This window comes from Pseudomonas sp. IzPS59 (genome assembly GCF_014863505.1).
In the GTDB taxonomy this organism is placed as follows: Bacteria; Pseudomonadota; Gammaproteobacteria; order Pseudomonadales; family Pseudomonadaceae; genus Aquipseudomonas; species Aquipseudomonas kribbensis.
On record NZ_CP062251.1, the window covers coordinates 5,961,926 to 5,983,574 of the forward strand.

Sequence of the window (21,649 nt, forward strand, 5' to 3'; positions counted from 1 at the left end):
CACGGGCTCCCCTTCTTTTTGTCTTCCACTTTGCTTTCCTACATTTATTGTCCTGCCAGCGTGCAGGATATTTCCTTAACTATTTTATTTACTGGAATTTAACTTACACACTCACTTCCAGCCAAAGATCATTCCGACAAAATTACTGGATTATTCCTACTTAATATTTGCTTGCGATTAATCCATTACAAACTATTATTAAGTCGTCACCACGAAGGTGGCACCAACTAACCACGAAGCAACAACGAACAAGGAGTTCAATCATGAAAGCAATTACTCTGGAATCCCGCACCCTCGCAAACCTGGCTTTTCTGGTCGCACCTAAAGCCCGTTAAGTAAGGTGGGCGCTGGGTATGCCGGCTACCCAGCGCCTCTGGCAAAACACTCATCCAGAGCAGCGTGCCCCAACATGCATATAAATCCTTATTTATTCATACTGCCACGAACGCCCGGCCAGATAGTCTGGAACTACAAAGACCATACTCAGCACGAACTTGATTTCAAATACTCTTCTCGACTGGCACAACTTATTCACGAGCCGGCTTTATATGACAGCGACAGCACAATAGACACGCAACTTCTAAATGCCGGAATACTGACTTCCTTAAAAATCACAGCGCCGGTCTGGGGCTGGGATGAACTGTCCAGGATCTACCATATCGGCACGCGGAACATTCCCTGCGAACACACGCCCCGAAATATTCAGGAATGGTCCAGGCAATACCTCGAACACTGCAACACCGTGCTTGCCACTTCGCCTCCGGCCGACGTCCCTGTGGACACCGGCCCGACCGCACTCATCGCCCTGCCCGCACCTCTGACACTGAATGACGACAGCCTGTCGGGTTCACTGATCCGGCGAAAGACTTGCCGATCCTTCACCGGCGCCCCCCTGTCGCTGGACGATGTCGGCACCTTGCTATACCTGACCCTCGGTTACCTGCGAGAACGCGAAGCCGACCGCGACGACAGCATCGCCGAAGGGCTTGGCGCGCGGCGCGGCAGCCCTTCCGGGGGCGGTCTCAATGCCTGCGCCGGGTTTGTGCTGGTGCAGAACGTCGACGGGCTGCCACCCGGCGTATACGCCTATCACCCGGCGGAACACGCCCTGAGCTTCATTAATCCCTTGCCCGACACAGCACTGGGCAATCTGCTGGGAGGCCAGCACTTCATCAATAACCTGCCACTGGGCCTGTTCATCACCGCACGCTTCGACAGGCTCTGGTGGAAATACCCGCACTCGCGCGCCTATCGAATGGCATTCGTCGAAGCCGGGCACCTCTCGCAGACGTTTCAACTGGTGGCCACGGCCCTGGGCATGAACACCTGGCTGACCGGTGCGTTTTCCGACGACCAGGTCGAGAACTTGCTGAAACTCGAGAACCGTGCGGAACAACCTTTGTTCTTCGTCGGTTGCGGAGAAAGCGACGGTCAGGCGATGTGCCAGGAAATGCGCGATCTGCTGCGTGAGACGCCAGCATGAGCCTTCTCTCCCAGGCCCCGGCCTTCGAGTTTTCACTGGGCGACTGGAACACTCGCGCTACGGTGCGTGCCAGTTCCCACGATTACCGTTTGCCGGATGACGTAGCGCAACAGCTGGAAACCCGCCACTGGTTTCCGCCGGCATTTCTGCCCTACCTCGCCCACCCAGCCATCGAAGCTGCGGGCCGCTCGGTAGTGCACCGGCTCACGGCCAATCATCTGGTGCACTTTCTCGACTACACCACCCTGCTCGAACACCGCATCGTCAATCGCGCCGTGGAAGTCATCGCCCACGGTGAACTGCCGGTCGATGTTCCGCTGCCCATGAAAACCGCCGCGCTGCAGCTCTACACCGATGAGGGCTACCACGCCCTGTTTTCCCATCAGGTCGCGGAACAGATCGCCGGGTTCTACGGCATCACCGGACGCCCGGTGATGCCCAGGCGGATCACTCGCATGATCAGGCTGATCGACGAAACCCTTCCGCAGCAGCGACCGCTGACAGGGTTTCTGCTCGGCTTCGTCTCGGAAACCATCATTGCCCGGGAATTGCTCGACGTCTGCCGGGACAGCCTGGTGTCCGGGGTCAACGACATGCTGCGCGATCACCTCACCGACGAGGCGCGACACAGTCGCTACTTCACCGAAGTGTTCCATTACCTCTGGCTGCATCTGGTACCGCAGCAACGAGCTTTCGCCGCCACCACCCTGCTCGAGATCTTCGGGATTTTCTTCGAAACCGATGAACAGTGGCTGCGGCAAAGCCTGTGCGATGCCGGGATTGCCGACGGTGCCGTGCTGGAAATACTCGAAAGCCTGACAACAGCGCAAGCCTCCCGACGACGTGCCCGGACGGGCAGCATCGCCACATTGAATGCACTGAAGAAAGCCGGATTTTTCGCTGAACCTTACAACCAGATACTTTTCGCCAGGGCGGGATTGATCGATGGATAAAGGAAAATCCGGGGTGACGACCCGACAGCGTCGCGGGGCCGTCAGCCTGTTGCTGGCGATGGTGTTGCTGGGTGTTTTTCCGCTGGATGTCGTGCTGCCTTCATTTCCGGCGCTGGCCGAGCACTTTCGCAGCACCCCGGCCGACATCGCGCTGTCCATCAGCCTGTTCGCCGTCGGCATCGCTTTCGCCCAGTTGCTGATCGGGCCGCTGTCGGATGTGATCGGGCGCAAGGGCCTGTTGCTCGCCGGCATGAGCGTTTCAATGCTCGGCGCCCTCGGTTGCGTGATGACCACCGACTATTCGCTGTTCCTGATGTTCCGGGTCGTGCAGGCGCTGGGCTGCGGTTGCTTTGTGCTGTCCCAGGCGCTGGTCCAGGACCTGTTCGAAGGCGAGGAACGCGATCGCCTGCGAATCCTGATGGTCACCGCCGGCGGGATTTTCATCTCGGTATCGCCTCTTGTCGGTACTTTCCTGCAGGCAACCCTGGGTTGGCGTGGCAGCTTCTGGGTGTTCATCGCATTATCGGCCGTGGTACTGCTCAAGGCCTGGCTGTTGCTGGAAAACAGCCGACCGACCACCCGTGGCACACGCACGAACTTCCTCACGGCTTACCGACGGGTGCTGGGAGATTTCGACTTCGTCGGCTACTGGCTGATTTCGGCATTTGCGTTCGCCTGCCACTTTTCATTCATCGTGATCTCGCCACTGATCTTCATGGACCGGCTGCAATTGTCCGCCTACGAGTTCTCGTTGATCCTGCTGATCTACGGTGCGGCTTACGTCACCGGAGGCATTCTCGCCAACGTGCTGAGCAGGCGCATCAGCAGCGGCCAACAGATGGTCGTCGGTCTGAGCCTGATCCTGTTCGCCGGCGTGACCATGCTGTACCTGTCGTCGAACTTCACTCTGGCTCCGGCAACCGTGCTGATCCCGATGTTGATCTGCACCGCCGGCACCACCATTGCCCGGCCGGCCGCCACCTCCCGGGCCATGAGCCTGTTTCCGGACAACGCCGGCACCTCGGCCTCGGCCGGCAGCACAATCATCTTCATCTGCGGCGGGTTGATCAGTGCCTTGATCAGCCTGAGCCCGGCCAATCTGCAATCCACGCTGGGCTACAGCTTCGTGATACTCAGCGGGGTGGCACTGGCATTGAACGCGCGGATCAGTCGGCGCAACGATCTGGTGGAGCAACCACACAGCGATTAATCCTGCCGGTCGTCATTCCGCACGCGGCGTCAGCACTGGAACAACGTTTTGCGCCATTCCCTCCTGACGCCAGCGGTGTAGAATCGCGAGATTCATCGCCATTCATCCCCGGCGGGTTTATGAGCTCAGGCTGAGACCAGCGGCGATCCCGCAACGTCATCGGCAACTTCAGGACACACGGCCATTTCTGAGTGTTCCAGACGTCAATAGAAGCTCACTCCCTTTTGATACCTGATTAGCCGCCCGGAGTGCTCCATGCCAGATTACCGCTCGAAAACATCCACCCACGGCCGCAACATGGCCGGCGCCCGCGCACTGTGGCGCGCCACCGGGATGAAGGATGACGACTTCAAGAAGCCGATCATCGCCATTGCCAACTCCTTCACCCAGTTCGTACCGGGCCACGTACACCTGAAGGATCTGGGCCAGCTGGTTGCCCGTGAAATCGAACGCGCCGGTGGCGTGGCGAAAGAATTCAACACCATCGCCGTGGACGACGGCATCGCCATGGGCCACGACGGCATGCTGTATTCGCTGCCGAGCCGCGAGATCATCGCCGACTCCGTCGAGTACATGGTCAACGCCCACTGCGCCGACGCCATCGTCTGCATCTCCAACTGCGACAAGATCACCCCGGGCATGCTGATGGCCGCCCTGCGCCTGAACATCCCGGTGATCTTCGTCTCCGGCGGCCCGATGGAAGCAGGCAAGACCAAACTGGCCAGCCACGGTCTCGACCTCGTCGACGCCATGGTCATCGCCGCCGACTCCAGCGCTTCTGACGAGAAGGTTGCCGAGTACGAGCGCAGCGCCTGTCCGACCTGCGGTTCGTGCTCCGGCATGTTCACCGCCAACTCGATGAACTGCCTGACCGAAGCCCTGGGCCTCGCACTGCCGGGCAACGGTTCGACCCTGGCCACCCACAGCGATCGCGAACAGCTGTTCCTGCAGGCGGGCCGCACCATCGTCGAACTGTGCAAACGCTACTACGGCGAGAACGACGAGTCGGTACTGCCGCGCAACATCGCCAACTTCAAGGCGTTCGAAAACGCGATGATGCTCGACATCGCCATGGGCGGTTCGACCAACACCATCCTGCACTTGCTGGCCGCCGCCCAGGAAGCCGAGATCGACTTCGACCTGCGTGACATCGATCGTCTGTCGCGCAAGGTGCCGCAGCTGTGCAAGGTCGCGCCGAACATCCAGAAGTACCACATGGAAGACGTGCACCGCGCCGGCGGCATCTTCAGCATCCTCGGTTCGCTGGCCCGTGGCGGCCTGCTGCACACCGACCTGCCGACCGTGCACAGCCGCAGCATGGAAGAAGCCATCGCCAAGTGGGACATCACCCAGACCGACGATGAAGCCGTGCACCATTTCTTCAAGGCAGGCCCGGCCGGCATTCCGACGCAAACCGCGTTCAGCCAGTCGACCCGTTGGGAAACCCTGGATGACGACCGTGAAAACGGTTGCATCCGCAGCTTCGAGCACGCCTATTCGAAAGAAGGCGGCCTGGCCGTGCTGTACGGCAACATCGCCCTGGACGGCTGCGTGGTGAAAACCGCCGGCGTCGACGAGTCGATTCACGTCTTCGAAGGCAACGCGAAGATCTTCGAAAGCCAGGACAGCGCCGTACGCGGCATCCTCGCCGACGAAGTGAAGGAAGGCGACATCGTCATCATTCGCTACGAAGGCCCGAAAGGCGGCCCGGGTATGCAGGAAATGCTCTACCCGACGTCGTACCTGAAATCCAAGGGCCTGGGCAAAGCCTGCGCCCTGCTGACCGATGGCCGTTTCTCCGGCGGCACTTCCGGCCTGTCCATCGGCCACGCTTCGCCAGAGGCTGCGGCCGGCGGCGCGATCGGTCTGGTGCAGGACGGTGACAAGGTGCTGATCGACATTCCGAACCGCTCGATCAACCTGTTGATCAGCGACGAAGAACTGGCGGCACGCCGGGTCGAGCAGGACAAGAAAGGCTGGAAACCGGTCGAGAAGCGTCCACGTAAAGTGACCACCGCCCTCAAGGCCTACGCCCTGCTGGCGACCAGCGCCGACAAGGGTGCGGTGCGTAACAAGGCCATGCTCGACGGCCTGTAAGCGTCAAATCGCAGAAACAAAAATGCCCCGCCAAGTGCGGGGCATTTTTTTGCCTTGAGGCTTACTGAATCTCTTCCGGCTTCACGATCACCCAGTTCTTGTCCGCCGTCACCGGCAAACCTTCCTTCGCCTGAGCTGCCGCGTGCTTGGCCATCATGCCGTTGAGCTGGGTCATGTACTTGTCCTTGCGGTTGACCCACAGGTGAATGCCGCCCTTGGCCACGTCGACGCTGTGGAACAGCATGTAGCCGTCGCTGCTCGGGGTGTCGCCGCCCACCAGCACCGGTTTTTTCCATTCGTCGATGTAAGTCAGGATCGCCGCGTGCTTGCCGGCCATCCAGGTCGCCGGGGTCCACAGGTACGGGGTCAGTTCGAGGCCGAGGTTGGCCTTCTCGTCATACTTGCCGGCAGTGATCTGCTTGCGTGCGGTGGTCAGTTCGCCGGTCTCGCGGTTCTTCAGCAAGGTGGTCACGCCAATGACGTTCTGCGGTTTGACGTTGTAGCCGTACTTCGGATCGGCCGCGACCATGCGCACCAGTTCTTCGGAGGCGGCGGTCATCACGTAGACCTCGATGCCGTTCTCCATCAGTTTGTTGTACAGCTCGGCCTGACCGGTGAAGACTTTCGGCGGCTGCACGTCGATGTTCTTCACCACATCGCCTTCGTAATAGGTCGCCGGCACCGGTTTGCCCGAGGCCATCAGCTCGTCGACGTAGCCTTTGAGTTCCTTGAGGGTGAAGCCGGAGAACACCTGCGCCACCCATGGGTAGCAGACCATGTCGTCGACTTCGCAGAGGCGGTAGTAGTAGCTGAACAGGCTTTCCTTGTGGTCGGCGGTGTCCTTGAACGGGATCAGTTTCAGCGACGGGTCGAGCTTGTCACGGGTGATCAGGCCCTTGTTTTCCATGAACGGCAGCAGCGACTCTTCGAGGTCGTAGCGGTAACTGGTGTTGTCCATGTCGAACACCGCGTAGTTACCCTTGTTGGCGTTGGCCGCGATCATCGCGTCCAGTGCCTTGGCCTGGTCCGCCGGCCAGTGCTTGAGGTCAGTGGCGAACGCTTGGCCAACAAGGCCGAAGCAGAGTGCGGCAGCCAGCAATTTAGGTGCGAACTTCATTCTGCGTTTCTCCCCGATTGAAAGAGATCGACGCTAACAAATCAGTGTGACAGTTACCGTCTGTCAGCGACCGTCCACGTCCCTTTTGCGCCAACTGCATCCCCGAGAGCGACACCCGCTTATTCCAAAAACGACGGACGACCTTTGATTTCGGTATTAAATCATTGGAAATCAAACTGTTAGGCTTGCCGGTTCGCAACAGCCCCGGAAGGTTGTTGGCACAGTCTTTTCTGGAGTCCTCATGAATCTGCCCCTGATTCTCAACTTGCTGGTGTTCCTCGCCCTGCTCTTCGGTCTGGCGCAAACCCGTCACACCTCGTGGAGCCTGGCGAAAAAAGTCCTGCTCGCCCTGGTGCTGGGCGTGGCGTTCGGCGTCGCGCTGCACACGATCTACGGTGCCGGCAACCCGGTGCTGAAAGCCTCGATCGGCTGGTTCGATCTGGTGGGCAACGGTTACGTGCAACTGCTGCAGATGATCGTGATCCCGCTGGTGTTCGCCTCGATCCTCAGCGCCGTGGCCCGTCTGCACAACGCGTCGTCGCTGGGCAAGATCAGCTTCCTGACCATCGGCACGCTGCTGTTCACCACGGCGATTGCGGCGCTTATCGGCATCGGCCTGACCAACCTGTTCGGCCTGACCGCCGAAGGTCTGGTCGCCGGCACGCAGGAAATGGCCCGTCTGCAAACCATTCAGACCGACTACGCCGGCAAGGTCGCCGACCTGAATGTGCCCCAACTGCTGCTGTCGTTCATCCCGCAGAACCCGTTCGCCGACCTGGCGCGGGCCAAGCCGACCTCGATCATCAGCGTGGTGATCTTCGCCGCGTTCATGGGGGTTGCCGCGCTGCAACTGCTCAAGGATGACGCCGAGAAAGGTCAGAAAGTGATCAACGCCATCGACACCCTGCAAGCCTGGGTGATGCGTCTGGTGCGTCTGGTGATGAAGCTGACCCCTTACGGCGTGCTGGCGCTGATGACCAAAGTGGTGGCCGGTTCCAACCTGCAGGACATCATCAAGCTCGGCAGTTTCGTGGTGGTGTCGTACCTCGGTCTGGGCCTGATGTTCGTCGTGCACGGTCTGCTGGTGTCGGCCGCCGGGATCAACCCGCTGCGCTTCTTCCGCAAGATCTGGCCGGTGTTGACGTTCGCCTTCACCAGCCGCTCCAGCGCCGCAAGCATTCCGCTGAGCATCGAAGCGCAGACCCGCCGTCTGGGCATTCCACAGTCGATCGCAAGCTTCGCCGCGTCCTTCGGCGCGACCATCGGCCAGAACGGTTGCGCCGGTCTGTACCCGGCGATGTTGGCGGTGATGGTTGCACCAACGGTCGGCATCAACCCGCTGGATCCGCTGTGGATCGCGACGCTGGTGGCGATTGTGACCTTGAGTTCGGCCGGTGTGGCGGGCGTGGGCGGCGGCGCGACCTTCGCGGCACTGATCGTGCTGCCGGCCATGGGCTTGCCGGTTTCGCTGGTGGCGTTGCTGATTTCGGTCGAGCCGCTGATCGACATGGGTCGTACAGCGCTGAACGTGAGTGGTTCGATCACCGCTGGCGCAATTACCAGCCAGGTGATGCAGCAGACCGACAAGGCCCTGCTGGATGCCGATGAGCATGCGGAGCTTGCCCAGGCTTAAACTCTTTAGCGCCTAAGCGGGCCTCTTCGCTGGCAAGCCAGCTCCCACAGGATTTGTGGTGAACACTGATTGTGTGGACACCTTGGAAACTGTGGGAGCTGGCTTGCCAGCGATGCTTTTAGGCTTTTTCCCAGACTTCGAAGTGGTAAGCCGGTTTGTCGCCTTCAGCCGGATTCGGCACGTTCGACACCAGTTTCCACTGGTTCAGATCGAACTCCGGAAACCACGCATCGCCTTCCGGGCTCAGCGCCACACGGGTCAGATACAGACGATCCGCCTGGGCCAGTCCCTGCGCATACAGTTGCGCCCCGCCAATCAGCATCAACTCGTCGACGCCCTGCTCTTTCGCCCACTCTTCGGCGCGAACCACGGCAGCTTCCAGCGACGGATAGACTTCCGCGCCTTCCAGCACCAGACCGGCCTGACGGCTGACCACGATATTCAAGCGCCCCGGCAACGGACGACCCAGCGAATCCCAGGTCTTGCGACCCATGATGATCGGCTTGCCGAGCGTCGTGGCCTTGAAGTATTTGAAGTCCCCCGGCAGGTGCCAGGGCATGCTGTTGTCGACGCCGATCACACGGTTTTCACCGAGGGCTGCGATCAGGCTGAGGGGGAGTGATTTAGTCATGCCGGCGAGGATACCAGAGCCGCGCTTACCCCGATAAGCGCCACAGCGGTTATGCTCACGGCTCAATCAAGCATCGGGATGCCGCGTGACTGAACTGACTCCACTGCAAAACCTCTGGCTCACCGAAACCGTGCGTCTGCGCGAAGAACACGCAGGCCCGCTGGACGATCTGGAAGCCAATCGCCTGGCCCGCGCGGCCGGCGGCGATCTGCCGGGACGCATTCAACGCCGGGCCTTGTGGCTGGCCGAGCGCGACGGCCTGACCTCTGCGCTCAAGCACTGGCTGCAAGGCGCGCGTCTGGCGCTGGTGCTACTTGCGATCTTCGCCGTGTTGAGCGGCGCTGGTCTGGCCTTTGCCGCACTGGGCCAGACGCCGGTCAATGTGTTCTGGGCCCTGGGCAGTCTGCTCGGGCTGAATCTGATTTTGCTGTTGAGCTGGGCCCTGGGGCTGATCTTCGCTGGCGAACACGGTGCCACCCTTGGCCGCTTGTGGCTGTGGCTCAGTGAAAAATTCGCCCGCGACGCCAAGGCGGCGCAACTGGCGCCGGCCTTGCTGCTGATGCTGCAACGCCAGAAACTCAATCGCTGGGCGCTCGGTACGCTGGTCAATGGCCTGTGGCTGCTGGCGATGGTCAGCGCACTGGTATTGCTACTGACACTGATGGCGACCCGGCGCTACGGTTTCGTCTGGGAAACCACGATTCTCAGCGCCGATACCTTCATCAACATGACCCAGGCCCTCGGCGCATTGCCGGCGCTGCTGGGTTTCAACGTGCCGACCGTGGACATGATCCGCGCCAGCGGCGACATTGCGCTGAACATCGAAAGCGCCCGTCAGGCCTGGGCGACCTGGCTGGTCGGCGTGCTGGTGGTGTACGGCGTGCTGCCGCGTCTGCTGCTGGCGCTGTTTTGCTTCTGGCGCTGGAACAGCGGCAAGGCTGCGTTGCGTCTGGACCTGAACCTGCCCGGCTACGCTCAACTGCGCGAACGCCTGATGCCGACCAGCGAACGCCTCGGCATCACCGACCCCGAGCCTGCGCAATTGCACCGCGTCGAAAGCACGGTCGGCGAACACGCCAGTGACGGCGCGTTGCTGGTGGCGATCGAACTCGACGATCAACACTCCTGGCCACCGGCACTGCCGAAAAACGTCAGCAACGCCGGCATCCTCGACAGCCGGGAATCGCGCAACAAACTCCTCGAACAGCTCAGCCGCTTCCCGCCGGCGCGCCTCGCGATTGCCTGCGACCCACGACGCTCGCCGGATCGCGGCAGCCTGGCGCTGATTGCCGAGCTGGCGCGCAATGCCACCGCGACCCGGGTCTGGCTGTTGCAGGCGCCGCAAGGACAGGCGCTGGACGCCGAGCGTTTGGGCGACTGGCACGTGGCGCTGCAACAGCTTGAGCTGGAGTTTGCCGATTGCGCCCCGTTGAACTGGCTGGAGCACGGACATGACTGATGCCTGGAAAGCGCCGCTGAAACTGGCGGTGGTCGGCCACACCAACGTCGGCAAGACTTCGCTGTTGCGCACCCTGACCCGCGATGTCGGCTTCGGTGAAGTCTCCCATCGCCCGAGCACCACGCGGCATGTCGAAGGCGCGCGGCTGTCGGTGGATGGCGAGCCGTTGCTCGACCTCTACGACACACCGGGCCTGGAAGACGCCATCGCCCTGCTGGATTTTCTCGAGCGTCTGGAACGCCCCGGCGAACGCCTCGACGGCCCGGCGCGTCTAGCGCGATTTCTCGACGGCAGCGAAGCACGCCAGCGTTTCGAACAGGAAGCCAAGGTGCTGCGGCAACTGCTCGACTCCGATGCCGGCCTGTATGTGATCGACGCCCGGGAACCGGTGCTGGCCAAGTACCGTGATGAACTGGAAGTGCTGGCCAGTTGCGGCAAACCTTTGCTGCCGGTGCTGAATTTCGTCAGCAGCGCCAACCACCGAGAGCCGGACTGGCGTGAAGCACTGGCGCGTCTCGGCCTGCATGCGCTGGTGCGCTTCGACAGTGTCGCTCCGCCGGAGGATGGTGAGCGGCGGCTTTACGAAAGCCTCGCGTTGCTGCTGGAAAACGCCCGCCCGCAACTTGAACGGCTGATCGCCGATCAACAGGCCCAACGCCTCGCCCGCGAGCAAAGCGCCGCACGCCTGATCGCCGAACTGTTGATCGACTGTGCCGCGTGCCGACGCAGTGTGGCGAGCAACGCCGAGCAGGAACAACAGGCCATCAGCGAACTGCGCAAAGCCGTGCGCCAACGCGAACAACGCTGCGTCGAAGCGCTGCTCAAGCTCTACGCCTTTCGCCCGCAGGACGCCGCCGCCAGTGATCTGCCGCTGCTCAACGGCCGCTGGGGCGATGACCTGTTCAACCCGGAAACCCTCAAGCAATTGGGCGTGCGGGTCGGCGGCGGGATTGCGGCCGGTGCAGCGGCCGGTGCGGGGGTGGATTTGCTGGTGGGCGGTATCACCCTCGGCGCCGCCGCCCTGGCCGGCGCGATTGCCGGCGGTGCCCTGCAAACCGCCCGCAGTTATGGCAATCGCCTGCTCGGCAAGATCAAAGGGCAGCGGGAGCTGACGGTCGACGACAACGTGCTGCGTCTGTTGGCCCTGCGCCAGCGCCAACTGCTGCAAGCGCTGAATGCCCGTGGTCATGCGGCGCTGGACAGCATTCAGGTGGCAACGCCGCAGGACAAGACCTGGCGCGAGGGCAAGCTGCCCGAAGCCCTGAGCAAGGCCCGGGCGCATCCGCAGTGGTCTTCGCTCAATCCCCATCCGAAGCTGAATCAGGCGGAACGGCAGGAGCAGATTGAGTCGTTGGTGGGGAAGGTGCTTGAGCTTTAAACCCCAGCCCCTCACCCCAGCCCTCTCCCGGAGGGAGAGGGAGCTGACCGTGTTGTTCTTGGGTCATACATCGACCTGAGATATTTAAGTCGAACTCAGGTTTGAAAAGCATGAAGATCGGCTCCCTCTCCCACCGGGAGAGGGCTGGGGTGAGGGCAACAATCACTGGGCAGACAACAAAACTTCAGCCTTGCGCTTGAGAACAGACAAATCCATCACCGGCACCGCCATCTCCTTCGCCAGTTCATCCCACTGGCGCATCCGCAGGCTGACGGCGCACAGCGGATCCTGCTCGAACGTATCGGCTTCGGCCTCCGTCATCACCCCGCCCTGATATTCCAGGGTGCGGCGGCTGGCTTCGCTCAAGCGCTCGTAATAACCCGGCTCCCTGAGCGTCAGATAGCGCTTGGCCTGGACGTGATATTCCACCAGCCGCGCCAGGCGTTCACTGAATCCGGCTTCACGCAAATAGTCGGCACCGAGGCGCTCGTGACTGACCACGCCATAACCGCCCATGTTCTCCGCGCCTTCGGCACACAAATGGCCGATGTCGTGGAAGAACGCAGCGAGTACCACTTCATCGTCAAAGCCTTCGGCGATGGCCAGTTGCGCGGCCTGGGACATGTGCTCGATCTGCGACACCGGTTCACCGATGTAGTCGCTGGCGCCGAACCGCTCATAGAGGCCGAACACCCGGTCGATGACTTGTTCGTGACTCAACATCAGTTCTCTCCAAAAAGCTGTGCGACATTGCCCTCGGCCATGGCCGGGCCGACGCTCATGCCGACGCCGCTGTGCATCAGCGCCACACTCAGCCCCGGCGCCGGACGCAGGAACGAAAACGGCCCCGGCCCCCGGGAACCATAGACACCCTGCCAGCGCTCGACCACCTGCACCTTGCAGCCAAGGGTCTGTTCGGCCAGCTCCAGCATCCAGTTGTCGACCTGCTCGGAGTTGAACGGTGATGGATCGCTGCCGTAATGGTGCGAGTCGCCGATGATCAGTTCGCCGTAAGGCGTCGGGCTGATCAGCAGGTGAATGCCGTTTTCCTGCAGGTGCGGTTGTTCGCGCAGGATCTGCGCCTGCACCGCCGCCGCTTCCGGCAGATCGGCGAAGGCGCCGTAATGCACGCAGCTGAGGCCGGTGAGCAGAGCGTGTTGCAGGTTCAGGTCGATCTGCGGCCGGGCGCGGAGCATTTGCAGGCGGCAGATCTGCGGGTCGAGGGCGGCAATCGGCTCGGCCAGCAGGGTCTGATAATCGTGGCCGGAACAGACGATGATCTGCTCGGCGGTGAAGATCCCGGCGGTGCTGTGCAGGCGCCCCGGTTCGACGTCACGCACCAGCGTCGAGAAGTGAAACTCGACGCCAAGTTCGCGGCGCAGGTAATCGATCAGCGCCGGAATCGCTTCCCGGGAATACAGCTGTTGATCGTCCATGCCGTGCAGTGCGGCGCGGTGATGGCTGAACTGGCCGCCGTACAGATCGCGCAATGCGGCACCGCGCAGCAGCTCGACGCGGTAGTCGTGCTCCACGGCGCGCCCGGCACAGAAGGCTTCGAGCAAGTGCTCTTCGGCCTCGGAGCGAGCGAACAGGTACGAACCGTTACGCTTGAGTTGCAGGCCGGCGACCTGCGCCCACTGGCCCCAGATTTCGCGGCTGGCCTTGGCCAGTTCGAGCATCGGGCCCGGTGGCTGGCCGGTGACCAGTGCCTGGCCGAAGTTGCGAACGGACGCGCCGATTGGCGTGGCGGTGCGCTCGAAAACCGTGACCTTGAGACCGCACCGGGCGGCCGCGTAGGCGTGGGACAGGCCCAGGATACCGGCGCCGACGATCAGCAAGTCTTTGTGTTGTGTCATCTAGAAGTGCTCTGAAAAAGAGACCGCCATCGCCGGCAAGCCAGCTCCCACAGGATTTGTGGTGAACACTGATTGTGTGAACACCTTGGAAACTGTGGGAGCTGGCTTGCCAGCGATGGGGCCCTGTCAGTCGATGAAGATCTTACTTGGCAGCGACTTTCTCGGACTTGCCGTCATAGCGCTTGCGCCATTCGGTCAGGATCTCGTCGCGGTTCTTCGAAGCCCAGGCAAAGTCGTTCTTGATCAGGCGCTGTTCGTAGTCGGCCGGCAGTTCGGTCTGCGGCTTGGCGATGCCCGGCTGAGCGAGGACGGCGAAGTTTTCCTTGTACAGATCCATCGCCGGGGCGCTGGCGGAGAAGTCGGCCAGTTTCTTCGCGGCTTCTTCATGCGGCGTGCCTTTGATCACGGCAGTCGCTTCGATCTCCCAGCCCAGGCCTTCCTTCGGCAGGATGATGTCCAGTGGCGCGCCCTGACGCTTCAGCTGAACGGCCGGGTACTCGAAGGAAATCCCGATCGGGAATTCGCCCGCCGCCGCCAGTTTGCAAGGCTTGGAACCGGAGTGAACGTACTGGCCGATGTTCTGGTGCAGACCGTCCATGTAGGCCCAGCCCTGCTTCTCGCCGAAGGTTTGCAGCCAGGCGCTGACGTCGAGGAAACCGGTGCCGGACGAGGCCGGATTCGGCATCACGATCTTGCCTTTGTACTCAGGCTTGGTCAGGTCCTGCCAGCTCACCGGTTTGGTCAGGCCCTGCTTCTCGGCCTCGACGGTGTTGAAGCAAATGGTTGCGGCCCAGACGTCCATGCCGACCCAGGCTGGCGGGTTGGCGGCGTCGCGGTAGTTCGCTCCGATCTTGCCCAGGTCCTTCGGCGCATAGCTTTGCAGCATGCCTTGCTGATCGAGGATCGCCAGGCTCGAAGCGGCCAGGCCCCATACCGCGTCAGCCTGTGGACGCTCTTTTTCGGCCAGCAGTTTGGCGGTGATGATCCCGGTGGAATCGCGCACCCACTTGATCTCGACGTCCGGGTTGGCCTTTTCGAACGCAGCCTTGTACGCGGTCAGCTGTTCGGCTTCGAGGGCGGTGTACACCGTCAACTCGGTTTTTGCCGCGAAGGCATTCAGGCTGAAAGTAGCGAGCACAGCAGCGGCCAGGGCCATAGGCTTGAACATGATCGTTTTCCTGTCTTTTGAGTTGAGGGGGAGTTGAACGGGATGGAATCAGTGGCCCGGCGCCGTTTGCCGCCAGGCCTGGGAACGGCGCAGCAAGCCGCGCGAAGCCCACGCCAGCAGCAAGGACACGCCCGCCGAGGTGAACAGAATCAGGGTCGACATCGCCGCCGCGCCGCCGACGTTGCCGGCGTCATCCATGTTCAGCACCGCCACCGCCGCGAGGATGGTGTCGGGGCTGTAGAGGAAGATCGCCGCCGACACGGTGGTCATCGCCGAGACGAACAGGTAGCGCACGATGTCCAGCAGCGCCGGCAGGCAGATCGGCACGGTGACCCGCAGGTAATGCCGGTACAGCGGCGCCTTGAGCGACAGCGCGGCGGCTTCGAACTCGGCGTCGAGCTGGCGCAGCGCGGTGGTGGCGGTCATCTGCGCAGTGGTCAGATAGTGAGCGATGGTGCAGACGATCAGCAGGGTCATGGTCCCGTACAACACGTGCAGCGGGTTGCCGGTGAGGTTGAAGAAGAAGACATAACCCAGACCCAGCACCAGCCCCGGCACAGCCATCGGTACGAAACTGAGCATGCGTAGCGTCAGATTCAGCCCACGCTGGCTGCGGGTCTTTTCCATCAGGTAGGCGCCGGTGAAGATCAGCACGCTGCCGATCAACGCCGTACCCAGCGCCATTTTCAGACTGTTGGCGTAGGCCAGCCAGCCACCACCGGCGGTCTCGTTGAACTGGTAGTGATTGAGCGACAGCGACAGGTTGTACGGCCAGAACTTCACCAGCGACGAGAACACCGCCATGCCGAACACCAGCAGCAACGCAGCGCTGATCAGCAGGACGATGGCCAGATAACAGGCGTCGCGCGTCTTCGACGGCGCCGGTTTGAACACCTGGGCGCGGCCGCTCATGGAGTCACCGTGCCGCCGACGCAACCAGGCATCGACACCGAAGCTGAACAGTGCCGGCAGCAGCAGAACCATGCCGATCAACGCACCGCGACCGAATTGCTGCTGGCCGACCACGGCTTTGTAGGCTTCCAGCGCCAGCACTTGATAGTCGCCACCGACCACCACCGGCACACCGAAATCGGTGATGGTCAGGGTGAACACCAGACAGAACGCGGCGAACACGGCCTGGCGTGTCGCCGGCCAGGTAATGCTGCGAAAAGCTTTCGCCGGACTGGCGCCCATGCTCGACGCAGCGTCGAACAGTCGCGCATCCGCCAGCGACAGGGCTGACAGCAAAATCATCAAGGCGTGTGGGAAGGTGTAGATCACCTCACCCAGAACAATCCCCCAGAAACCGTAGATGTTGTCCGACAGCAGCCCGCGCAACATGCCCTGATTGCCGAACAGATACACCAGTGCAATCCCCGGCAGCATCGACGGCGCCATCAGTGGCAGCAGCGAAATCCCGCGCCAGATGCCTTTTGCCGGAATCAATGTGCGTTGCAAGGCGTAGGCAAACAGGTAGGCCAGCGGTACGACGATCGCCGCGACGCTGAGGGAAACCTTCAGGCTGTTGCCGAGCAACCAGTGGAAGTTGTCGCTGGTCACCAGCTCCTTCGCCGCCAGCCATCCACCGCCCTGCCCCGCTTCGCTACTGAAACCGCGCCAGAAGATCGCCAGCAATGGCAACAGCACCGCCACACCAAGCAACACCAGCAGCAGGAGTTTGCCGCCGAGGACGAAGATCCGGTCACCGACCTCGGCCCCGGACACCTGCCGCGCCTGCTTTTGCGGTAGCGGCAGTGCGAGGTTGCTGTTCATCAGGCAAACACCTGCAGGCTGCGTGGCGGCAAGGCGACCATGATTTGCTGGGCGCCGAGGCGCGGCATGGCTTCCGGCGCCAGTTCGGCGAGCAAGGCGTGGCCGGGCAATTGATCGAGTTCGAAGCTCATGCGGCAGCGGTTGCCGAGGAAAGTGATCTCTCGAACCTTGGCCGGGAACAGGTTTTCCTCATGCACCAGCGGATTGACGTTGATCGCTTCCGGGCGGCAGAACAGTCGGCCCGACGGGCTGAGGACGCTGCCGTCGGCCAGACGCAGGTTCATCCCGCCGACCTTGGCGTGGCTGTCGCTGCTGCGCTGGAACGGCAGCCAGTTGCCCTGGCCGACGAACTCGGCCACGAACGGCGTGGCCGGACGGTTGTAGATTTCCTGCGGGGTGGCGTACTGCTCGACCTTGCCGTTGTTCATCACGGCGATGCGGTCGGCCATCAGCATGGCTTCGTCCTGATTGTGGGTGACCATCAGGGTGGTGATACCGAGGTTGCGCTGCAATTGGCGCAGCTCGGTGCACAGATGCTCGCGGACCCGGGCATCGAGGGCCGACATCGGTTCGTCGAGCAACAGCAGCGACGGTGCCGGCGCCAAGGCACGTGCCAGGGCCACACGTTGCTGCTGGCCGCCGGACAACTGGCCCGGGTATTTTTTCTCACTGCCGCTGAGGCCGACCAGTTCCAGCATCTGACCGACGCGACGGCGCACTTCATCGCGACCGCTGCCGGCGAGGCCGTAGGCAATGTTCGCTTCGACGGTCAGATTGGGGAACAGCGCGTAGGACTGGAACAGGATGCCGTAGTCTCGAGCCTGCGGCGCGAGGTGGGAAACATCGCGATCGCCGAGGTACAACTCGCCGCTGTCCTGCTTCTCCAGACCGGCGATGCAACGCAGCAACGTGGTCTTGCCGCAACCGGACGGTCCGAGCAGGCACACCAGCTCACCGGCCGCGACATCGAGGGAGACGTTATCCAGCGCCGTGAAGGCGCCGAAGCGCTTCTGCACGCCGCGCACTTTCATCGGAGCGCCGGGGTTAGTCAGGGCAGTTGCGATTGCAGGGTTCATGGACAGGCCTCATCAAGCAGATGAGACGAATCCTAGAGTTGTAATGCGTCGGTCATATGGCAACAAGGCAAAATCGACCGATAGTGGTATTCGGGGATTTGGGTTGGTCAGGCCGGAGACATTTCCTGCGCCAGCCCGAGAAACGCCGCCGGCAACCGGGCGTTCTTGCGTTCCTTGAGGCAGTAGAGGTATTCGGGGATCTGCGGCGCATTCTCCAGGGTCAGCACCCGCAACTGCGGATCATGCGGCACTTCCTGACGAGCAATGATGCTGATGCCGATGTTGCGCAGCACCGCCTCGCGGATCGATTCACGGCTGCCGATCTCCAGCAACGGCCCGAAACTGACTCCCGCGCCGGCCAGCAACTCTTCGGTCAGGCGACGGGTGGTCGAGCCCGGCTCGCGCATCAACAGGGTATGCCCGGCCAGCGCGTTCAGCGTCACATGGTCGTGCGCCGCCAGTGGATGATTGCGATGCACCGCCAGCACCAGCGGATCGCTGCCGAGCACCCGGCGGATCAGCCGCGCATCGTCGAGCAATTGCGACGACGCCGCGACATCCACCCGGTAATCCTCCAGCGCTTCCAGCACTTGCTGTGAATTGCCGATTTCCACCGAGACTTCCACCTGCGGCAGGCGCTCGCGGAAGGTCTTCACCAGATCGAGGATGTAATACGGCGCGGTGGCAGCAATGCGCAGCGTGCCCTGAACCTGGCCGCTGTTGCGCAGGAAGAACTCGATGTCGGCCTCCTGCTGCAACAGCGCCTTGACCATCGGCAGCAGCCGCGCGCCTTCATCGCTGACACTCAGCCGTCGGCCACCACGGTAGAACAGCTCCACCGAATACTGGCTTTCCAGATTGCGGATCTGGGTGGTCACGGTCGGTTGGCTGAGGCCGAGCTTTTTCGCCGCCAGCGTAATGCTGCCCAGGCGGGCCACCATGTAAAACGCTTTCAGCTCGGCACTCAGCACAACCGTCCCTCTTCCTCTATTTGCGCAACAAGCGCAAACCGTTGAACACTACCAGCAGGCTCACGCCCATGTCGGCAAACACCGCCATCCAAATGGTGGCGAGCCCGGCGAAGGTTACCCCAAGAAAGATAGCCTTGATCACCAAAGCCAACGCAATGTTCTGTTTCAGGATGCTGGCCGTGTTGCGGGACAGGCTGATAAAGGCCGGAATCTTGCGCAGATCGTCGTCCATCAGGGCGACATCGGCGGTTTCAATCGCCGTATCCGTACCGGCCGCCGCCATCGCAAAACCTATCTCCGCCCGAGCCAGTGCCGGCGCGTCGTTGATGCCGTCGCCAACCATGCCGACCCGTCGGCCCTGCGCATACAGGTCTTCGATGGCTTGCAATTTGTCGGTCGGCAGCAGGTCGCCCTTGGCCTGATCGATCCCGACCTGCGCTGCAATCGCCTGCGCGGTGTGGACGTTGTCGCCAGTGAGCATCAGGGTTTTCACGCCCAGATCGTGCAACTGGCGGATCGCCTCGCGGCTGGTTTCCTTGACGGTGTCGGCCACGGCGAACAACGCCAGCGGGCCGGAACTGTCGAGCAGCAACACCACGGACTTGCCCTGTTTCTCCAGCGCGAACAGCTTTTCTTCCAGTTGCGGCGAGCACAGGCCCAGTTCTTCCACCAGTCGGTGGTTGCCCAGGTGATAGGCCTGACCGTTGACCTCACCTTTCACACCGCGCCCGGCCAGCGCTTCGAAGTTATCCACAATCAATGTGGCGAAACCTTTATCCACAGCGGCATTGGCGATGGCCAGCGACACCGGGTGATCGGAACGCCCGGCCAGCGCCGCGGCAATGGCCGGAGCCGTGGCATCGGCGGTCGGGTCGAGGGACAGGTAGTCGGTCTGCACCGGTTTGCCGTGGGTGATGGTGCCGGTCTTGTCGAGGGCCAGATAGTCGAGCTTGAAGCCGCCCTCCAGGTACACGCCGCCCTTGACCAGAATGCCTTTGCGCGCCGCTGCGGCGAGGCCGCTGACGATGGTCACCGGGGTGGAAATCACCAGTGCGCACGGGCACGCGACCACCAGCAGCACCAACGCGCGGTAGATCCAGTCGAACCATACGGCGCCCATGAACAGCGGCGGGATGATCGCCACGGCCAGGGCCAGAACGAAGACCACCGGGGTGTAGATTTTCGAGAATTGATCGACGAAGCGCTGGGTCGGCGCCCGTGCGCCTTGCGCCTGTTCCACGGCGTGGATGATCCGCGCCAGGGTGGAATTGTTCGCCGCTGCGGTCACTGTGTATTCCAGCGAACCGGCCTGGTTGATGGTGCCGGCGAAGACTTTGTCGCCGACGGTTTTTTCCACCGGCAGGCTCTCGCCGGTGATCGGCGCCTGATCGATGGTCGAACTGCCGCTGACGACTTCACCGTCCAGGGCGATGCGCTCGCCGGGCTTGACCCGCACGCGGGCACCGAGATCGATGCTTTTCACATCCAGTTCGACCCAGTTGCCGTCCGCCTGCAACACAGTCGCCTGCTCCGGCGTCATCTGCATCAGACCGCTGATGGCGTTGCGTGCGCGATCCAGCGAGCGCGCTTCGATCAGCTCGGCCACGGTGAACAGGAACATCACCATCGCCGCTTCCGGCCACTGGCCGATCAACACGGCGCCGGTCACGGCGATGCTCATCAGGGCGTTGATGTTGAGGTTGCGGTTCTTCAGGGCAATCCAGCCCTTCTTGTAGGTGGTGAGGCCGCCGCTGAGGATCGAGATCAGCGCGATGATCGCCACTACCCAGGTCGGCGCGGCGCTGGTGAAGTGGATCACTTCGGCAGCGAGCGCACCGACGCCGGACAGCGCCAATGGCCACCAGTGTTTTTTCACCGGGGCGGCGGCCGGGGCATCAACGCCCGCCTCCAGCGGCTCGGCCTGCATGCCGAGGGATTTGATCGCGTCGATGATCGGCGCGGTGTCCGACAGATTGTGGGTCACGCCGAGCACGCGGTTGATCAGGTTGAATTCCAGCTGCTGGATCCCGGCCAGTTTGCCGAGCTTGTTCTGGATCAGCGTCTGTTCGGTCGGGCAATCCATCGCTTCGATACGGAAACTGCTCAACCGGGCGTCGGCGCTTTTCGCTTCGCTCAGTTGAATCAACGACGGGGCCGCGGCTTTTGATGCACAACAGGAATCGGCGCCGTGGTCATGTTTATGCACAGGCTGCAATTTGTGGCTGTGGTCGTGTCCCGCGTGGGATTTGTGGGTGTGCTGGGAATCGCTCATTGGTCGCGTCCATGAAGGTGCCTGTTGCCAAGTAAAGACCCTGTAGCCACTATAGGGTCAAGCACCCTTTTGGAGATTGCCGTCATGAAGATCGGAGAACTGGCGAAACAGACCGATTGCGCCGTGGAAACCATCCGCTACTACGAGCGCGAAAACCTGCTGCCGGAACCGGCCCGCAGCGACGGCAACTACCGCGTCTACACCCAGGCCCACGCCGAGCGCCTGACCTTCATCCGCAACTGCCGCACCCTCGACATGACCCTAGAAGAGATCCGCAGCCTGCTCGCCTTGCGCGACAGCCCGCAGGATCAGTGCGAAAGCGTGAATGCGCTGATCGACGAGCACATCCAGCACGTCAAGGCGCGGATCGACGGGTTGCTGGCGCTGCAGACGCAACTGCTCGACCTGCGCCAGCGCTGTGGCGAAGGGCCGGAGGCGGATCAGTGCGGGATCCTGCAGCGGCTGGAGGTGAGTGGCGGGGTTGTGGCGACGGAGGTCGAGCATTCGCATGTGGGCCGCAGCCACGGCCATTAAGAACGCCAGAAACGACTGAGGGAGCCATCTGGCTCCCT

17 protein-coding genes are annotated in these 21,649 nt (G+C 62.1%); 8 read left to right on the top strand and 9 right to left on the bottom strand.

All coding sequences use genetic code 11. The annotated features are described in order from the left end of the window. The first annotated feature begins 409 nt into the window (after positions 1–409). From IF189_RS26855 to ilvD, 4 genes are all read left to right on the top strand, one after another. A complete protein-coding gene (locus tag IF189_RS26855; RefSeq protein ID WP_192552505.1) occupies positions 410–1,483 on the top strand; it encodes a SagB family peptide dehydrogenase in 1,074 nt (357 codons plus the stop codon). After that, a complete protein-coding gene (locus tag IF189_RS26860; RefSeq protein WP_192552506.1) occupies positions 1,480–2,436 on the top strand; it encodes a diiron oxygenase in 957 nt (318 codons plus the stop codon). Before IF189_RS26855 ends, IF189_RS26860 begins: the two co-directional genes overlap by 4 nt. Continuing rightward, complete coding sequence (locus tag IF189_RS26865; protein WP_134828416.1) at positions 2,429–3,646, top strand: multidrug effflux MFS transporter; 1,218 nt, start codon at positions 2,429–2,431, stop codon at positions 3,644–3,646. The genes IF189_RS26860 and IF189_RS26865 overlap by 8 nt, the downstream gene beginning before the upstream one ends. A 255-nt stretch (positions 3,647–3,901) precedes the next feature. Beyond that, positions 3,902–5,743: a dihydroxy-acid dehydratase gene (gene ilvD, locus IF189_RS26870; RefSeq protein WP_064380052.1), complete on the top strand. Its 1,842-nt coding sequence runs from the start codon at positions 3,902–3,904 to the stop codon at positions 5,741–5,743. 61 nt (positions 5,744–5,804) lie between these two features. On the opposite strand, the gene IF189_RS26875 is transcribed toward ilvD, so the two are convergent. Next, complete coding sequence (locus tag IF189_RS26875; protein WP_114886132.1) at positions 5,805–6,860, bottom strand: haloacid dehalogenase-like hydrolase; 1,056 nt, start codon at positions 6,858–6,860, stop codon at positions 5,805–5,807. Between the two features lie 241 nt (positions 6,861–7,101). On the opposite strand from IF189_RS26875, the gene IF189_RS26880 reads away from it, so the two are divergent. Further along, on the top strand, positions 7,102–8,493 hold the full coding sequence (locus IF189_RS26880; protein WP_134828418.1) for an L-cystine transporter: 1,392 nt from the start codon (positions 7,102–7,104) through the stop codon (positions 8,491–8,493). Between the two features lie 118 nt (positions 8,494–8,611). Here IF189_RS26880 and IF189_RS26885 read toward each other — a convergent pair whose 3' ends face one another. Continuing rightward, positions 8,612–9,124 carry a dihydrofolate reductase gene (locus IF189_RS26885; RefSeq protein WP_134828419.1) on the bottom strand — a complete coding sequence of 171 codons (513 nt, stop codon included), beginning with the start codon at positions 9,122–9,124 and terminating at the stop codon, positions 8,612–8,614. An 85-nt stretch (positions 9,125–9,209) separates the two neighbouring features. On the opposite strand from IF189_RS26885, the gene IF189_RS26890 reads away from it, so the two are divergent. Continuing rightward, on the top strand, positions 9,210–10,583 hold the full coding sequence (locus IF189_RS26890) for a DUF2868 domain-containing protein (protein WP_134828420.1): 1,374 nt from the start codon (positions 9,210–9,212) through the stop codon (positions 10,581–10,583). Beyond that, entirely contained in the window at positions 10,576–11,961 is a 1,386-nt protein-coding gene (locus IF189_RS26895) for a GTPase/DUF3482 domain-containing protein (protein ID WP_192552507.1), read from the top strand. The genes IF189_RS26890 and IF189_RS26895 overlap by 8 nt, the downstream gene beginning before the upstream one ends. A 162-nt stretch (positions 11,962–12,123) precedes the next feature. Here the strand turns inward: IF189_RS26895 and IF189_RS26900 are convergent, their stop codons facing one another. The 7 genes from IF189_RS26900 to IF189_RS26930 all read right to left on the bottom strand — a co-directional run bounded on the left by IF189_RS26900 (position 12,124) and on the right by IF189_RS26930 (position 21,077). Continuing rightward, positions 12,124–12,684: a phosphonate degradation HD-domain oxygenase gene (locus tag IF189_RS26900; RefSeq protein ID WP_192552508.1), complete on the bottom strand. Its 561-nt coding sequence runs from the start codon at positions 12,682–12,684 to the stop codon at positions 12,124–12,126. Then, a complete protein-coding gene (locus IF189_RS26905) occupies positions 12,684–13,817 on the bottom strand; it encodes a TIGR03364 family FAD-dependent oxidoreductase (RefSeq protein ID WP_192552509.1) in 1,134 nt (377 codons plus the stop codon). The genes IF189_RS26900 and IF189_RS26905 overlap by 1 nt, the downstream gene beginning before the upstream one ends. Positions 13,818–13,959: 142 nt before the next feature. Beyond that, positions 13,960–14,985 carry a putative 2-aminoethylphosphonate ABC transporter substrate-binding protein gene (locus IF189_RS26910; protein ID WP_192552510.1) on the bottom strand — a complete coding sequence of 342 codons (1,026 nt, stop codon included), beginning with the start codon at positions 14,983–14,985 and terminating at the stop codon, positions 13,960–13,962. 48 nt (positions 14,986–15,033) lie between these two features. Continuing rightward, complete coding sequence (locus IF189_RS26915; protein ID WP_192552511.1) at positions 15,034–16,758, bottom strand: putative 2-aminoethylphosphonate ABC transporter permease subunit; 1,725 nt, start codon at positions 16,756–16,758, stop codon at positions 15,034–15,036. After that, on the bottom strand, positions 16,758–17,834 hold the full coding sequence (locus IF189_RS26920; protein WP_134828425.1) for a putative 2-aminoethylphosphonate ABC transporter ATP-binding protein: 1,077 nt from the start codon (positions 17,832–17,834) through the stop codon (positions 16,758–16,760). Before IF189_RS26920 ends, IF189_RS26915 begins: the two co-directional genes overlap by 1 nt. Before the next feature lie 107 nt (positions 17,835–17,941). Further along, positions 17,942–18,805, bottom strand: a complete 864-nt coding sequence (locus tag IF189_RS26925) for a LysR family transcriptional regulator (RefSeq protein WP_119427508.1) — start codon at positions 18,803–18,805, stop codon at positions 17,942–17,944. A 16-nt stretch (positions 18,806–18,821) separates the two neighbouring features. Then, complete coding sequence (locus tag IF189_RS26930) at positions 18,822–21,077, bottom strand: heavy metal translocating P-type ATPase (RefSeq protein ID WP_192552512.1); 2,256 nt, start codon at positions 21,075–21,077, stop codon at positions 18,822–18,824. 84 nt (positions 21,078–21,161) lie between these two features. On the opposite strand from IF189_RS26930, the gene cadR reads away from it, so the two are divergent. Beyond that, a complete protein-coding gene (cadR, locus tag IF189_RS26935; RefSeq protein ID WP_064600182.1) occupies positions 21,162–21,611 on the top strand; it encodes a Cd(II)/Pb(II)-responsive transcriptional regulator in 450 nt (149 codons plus the stop codon). The last annotated feature ends 38 nt before the right edge of the window (positions 21,612–21,649 follow it).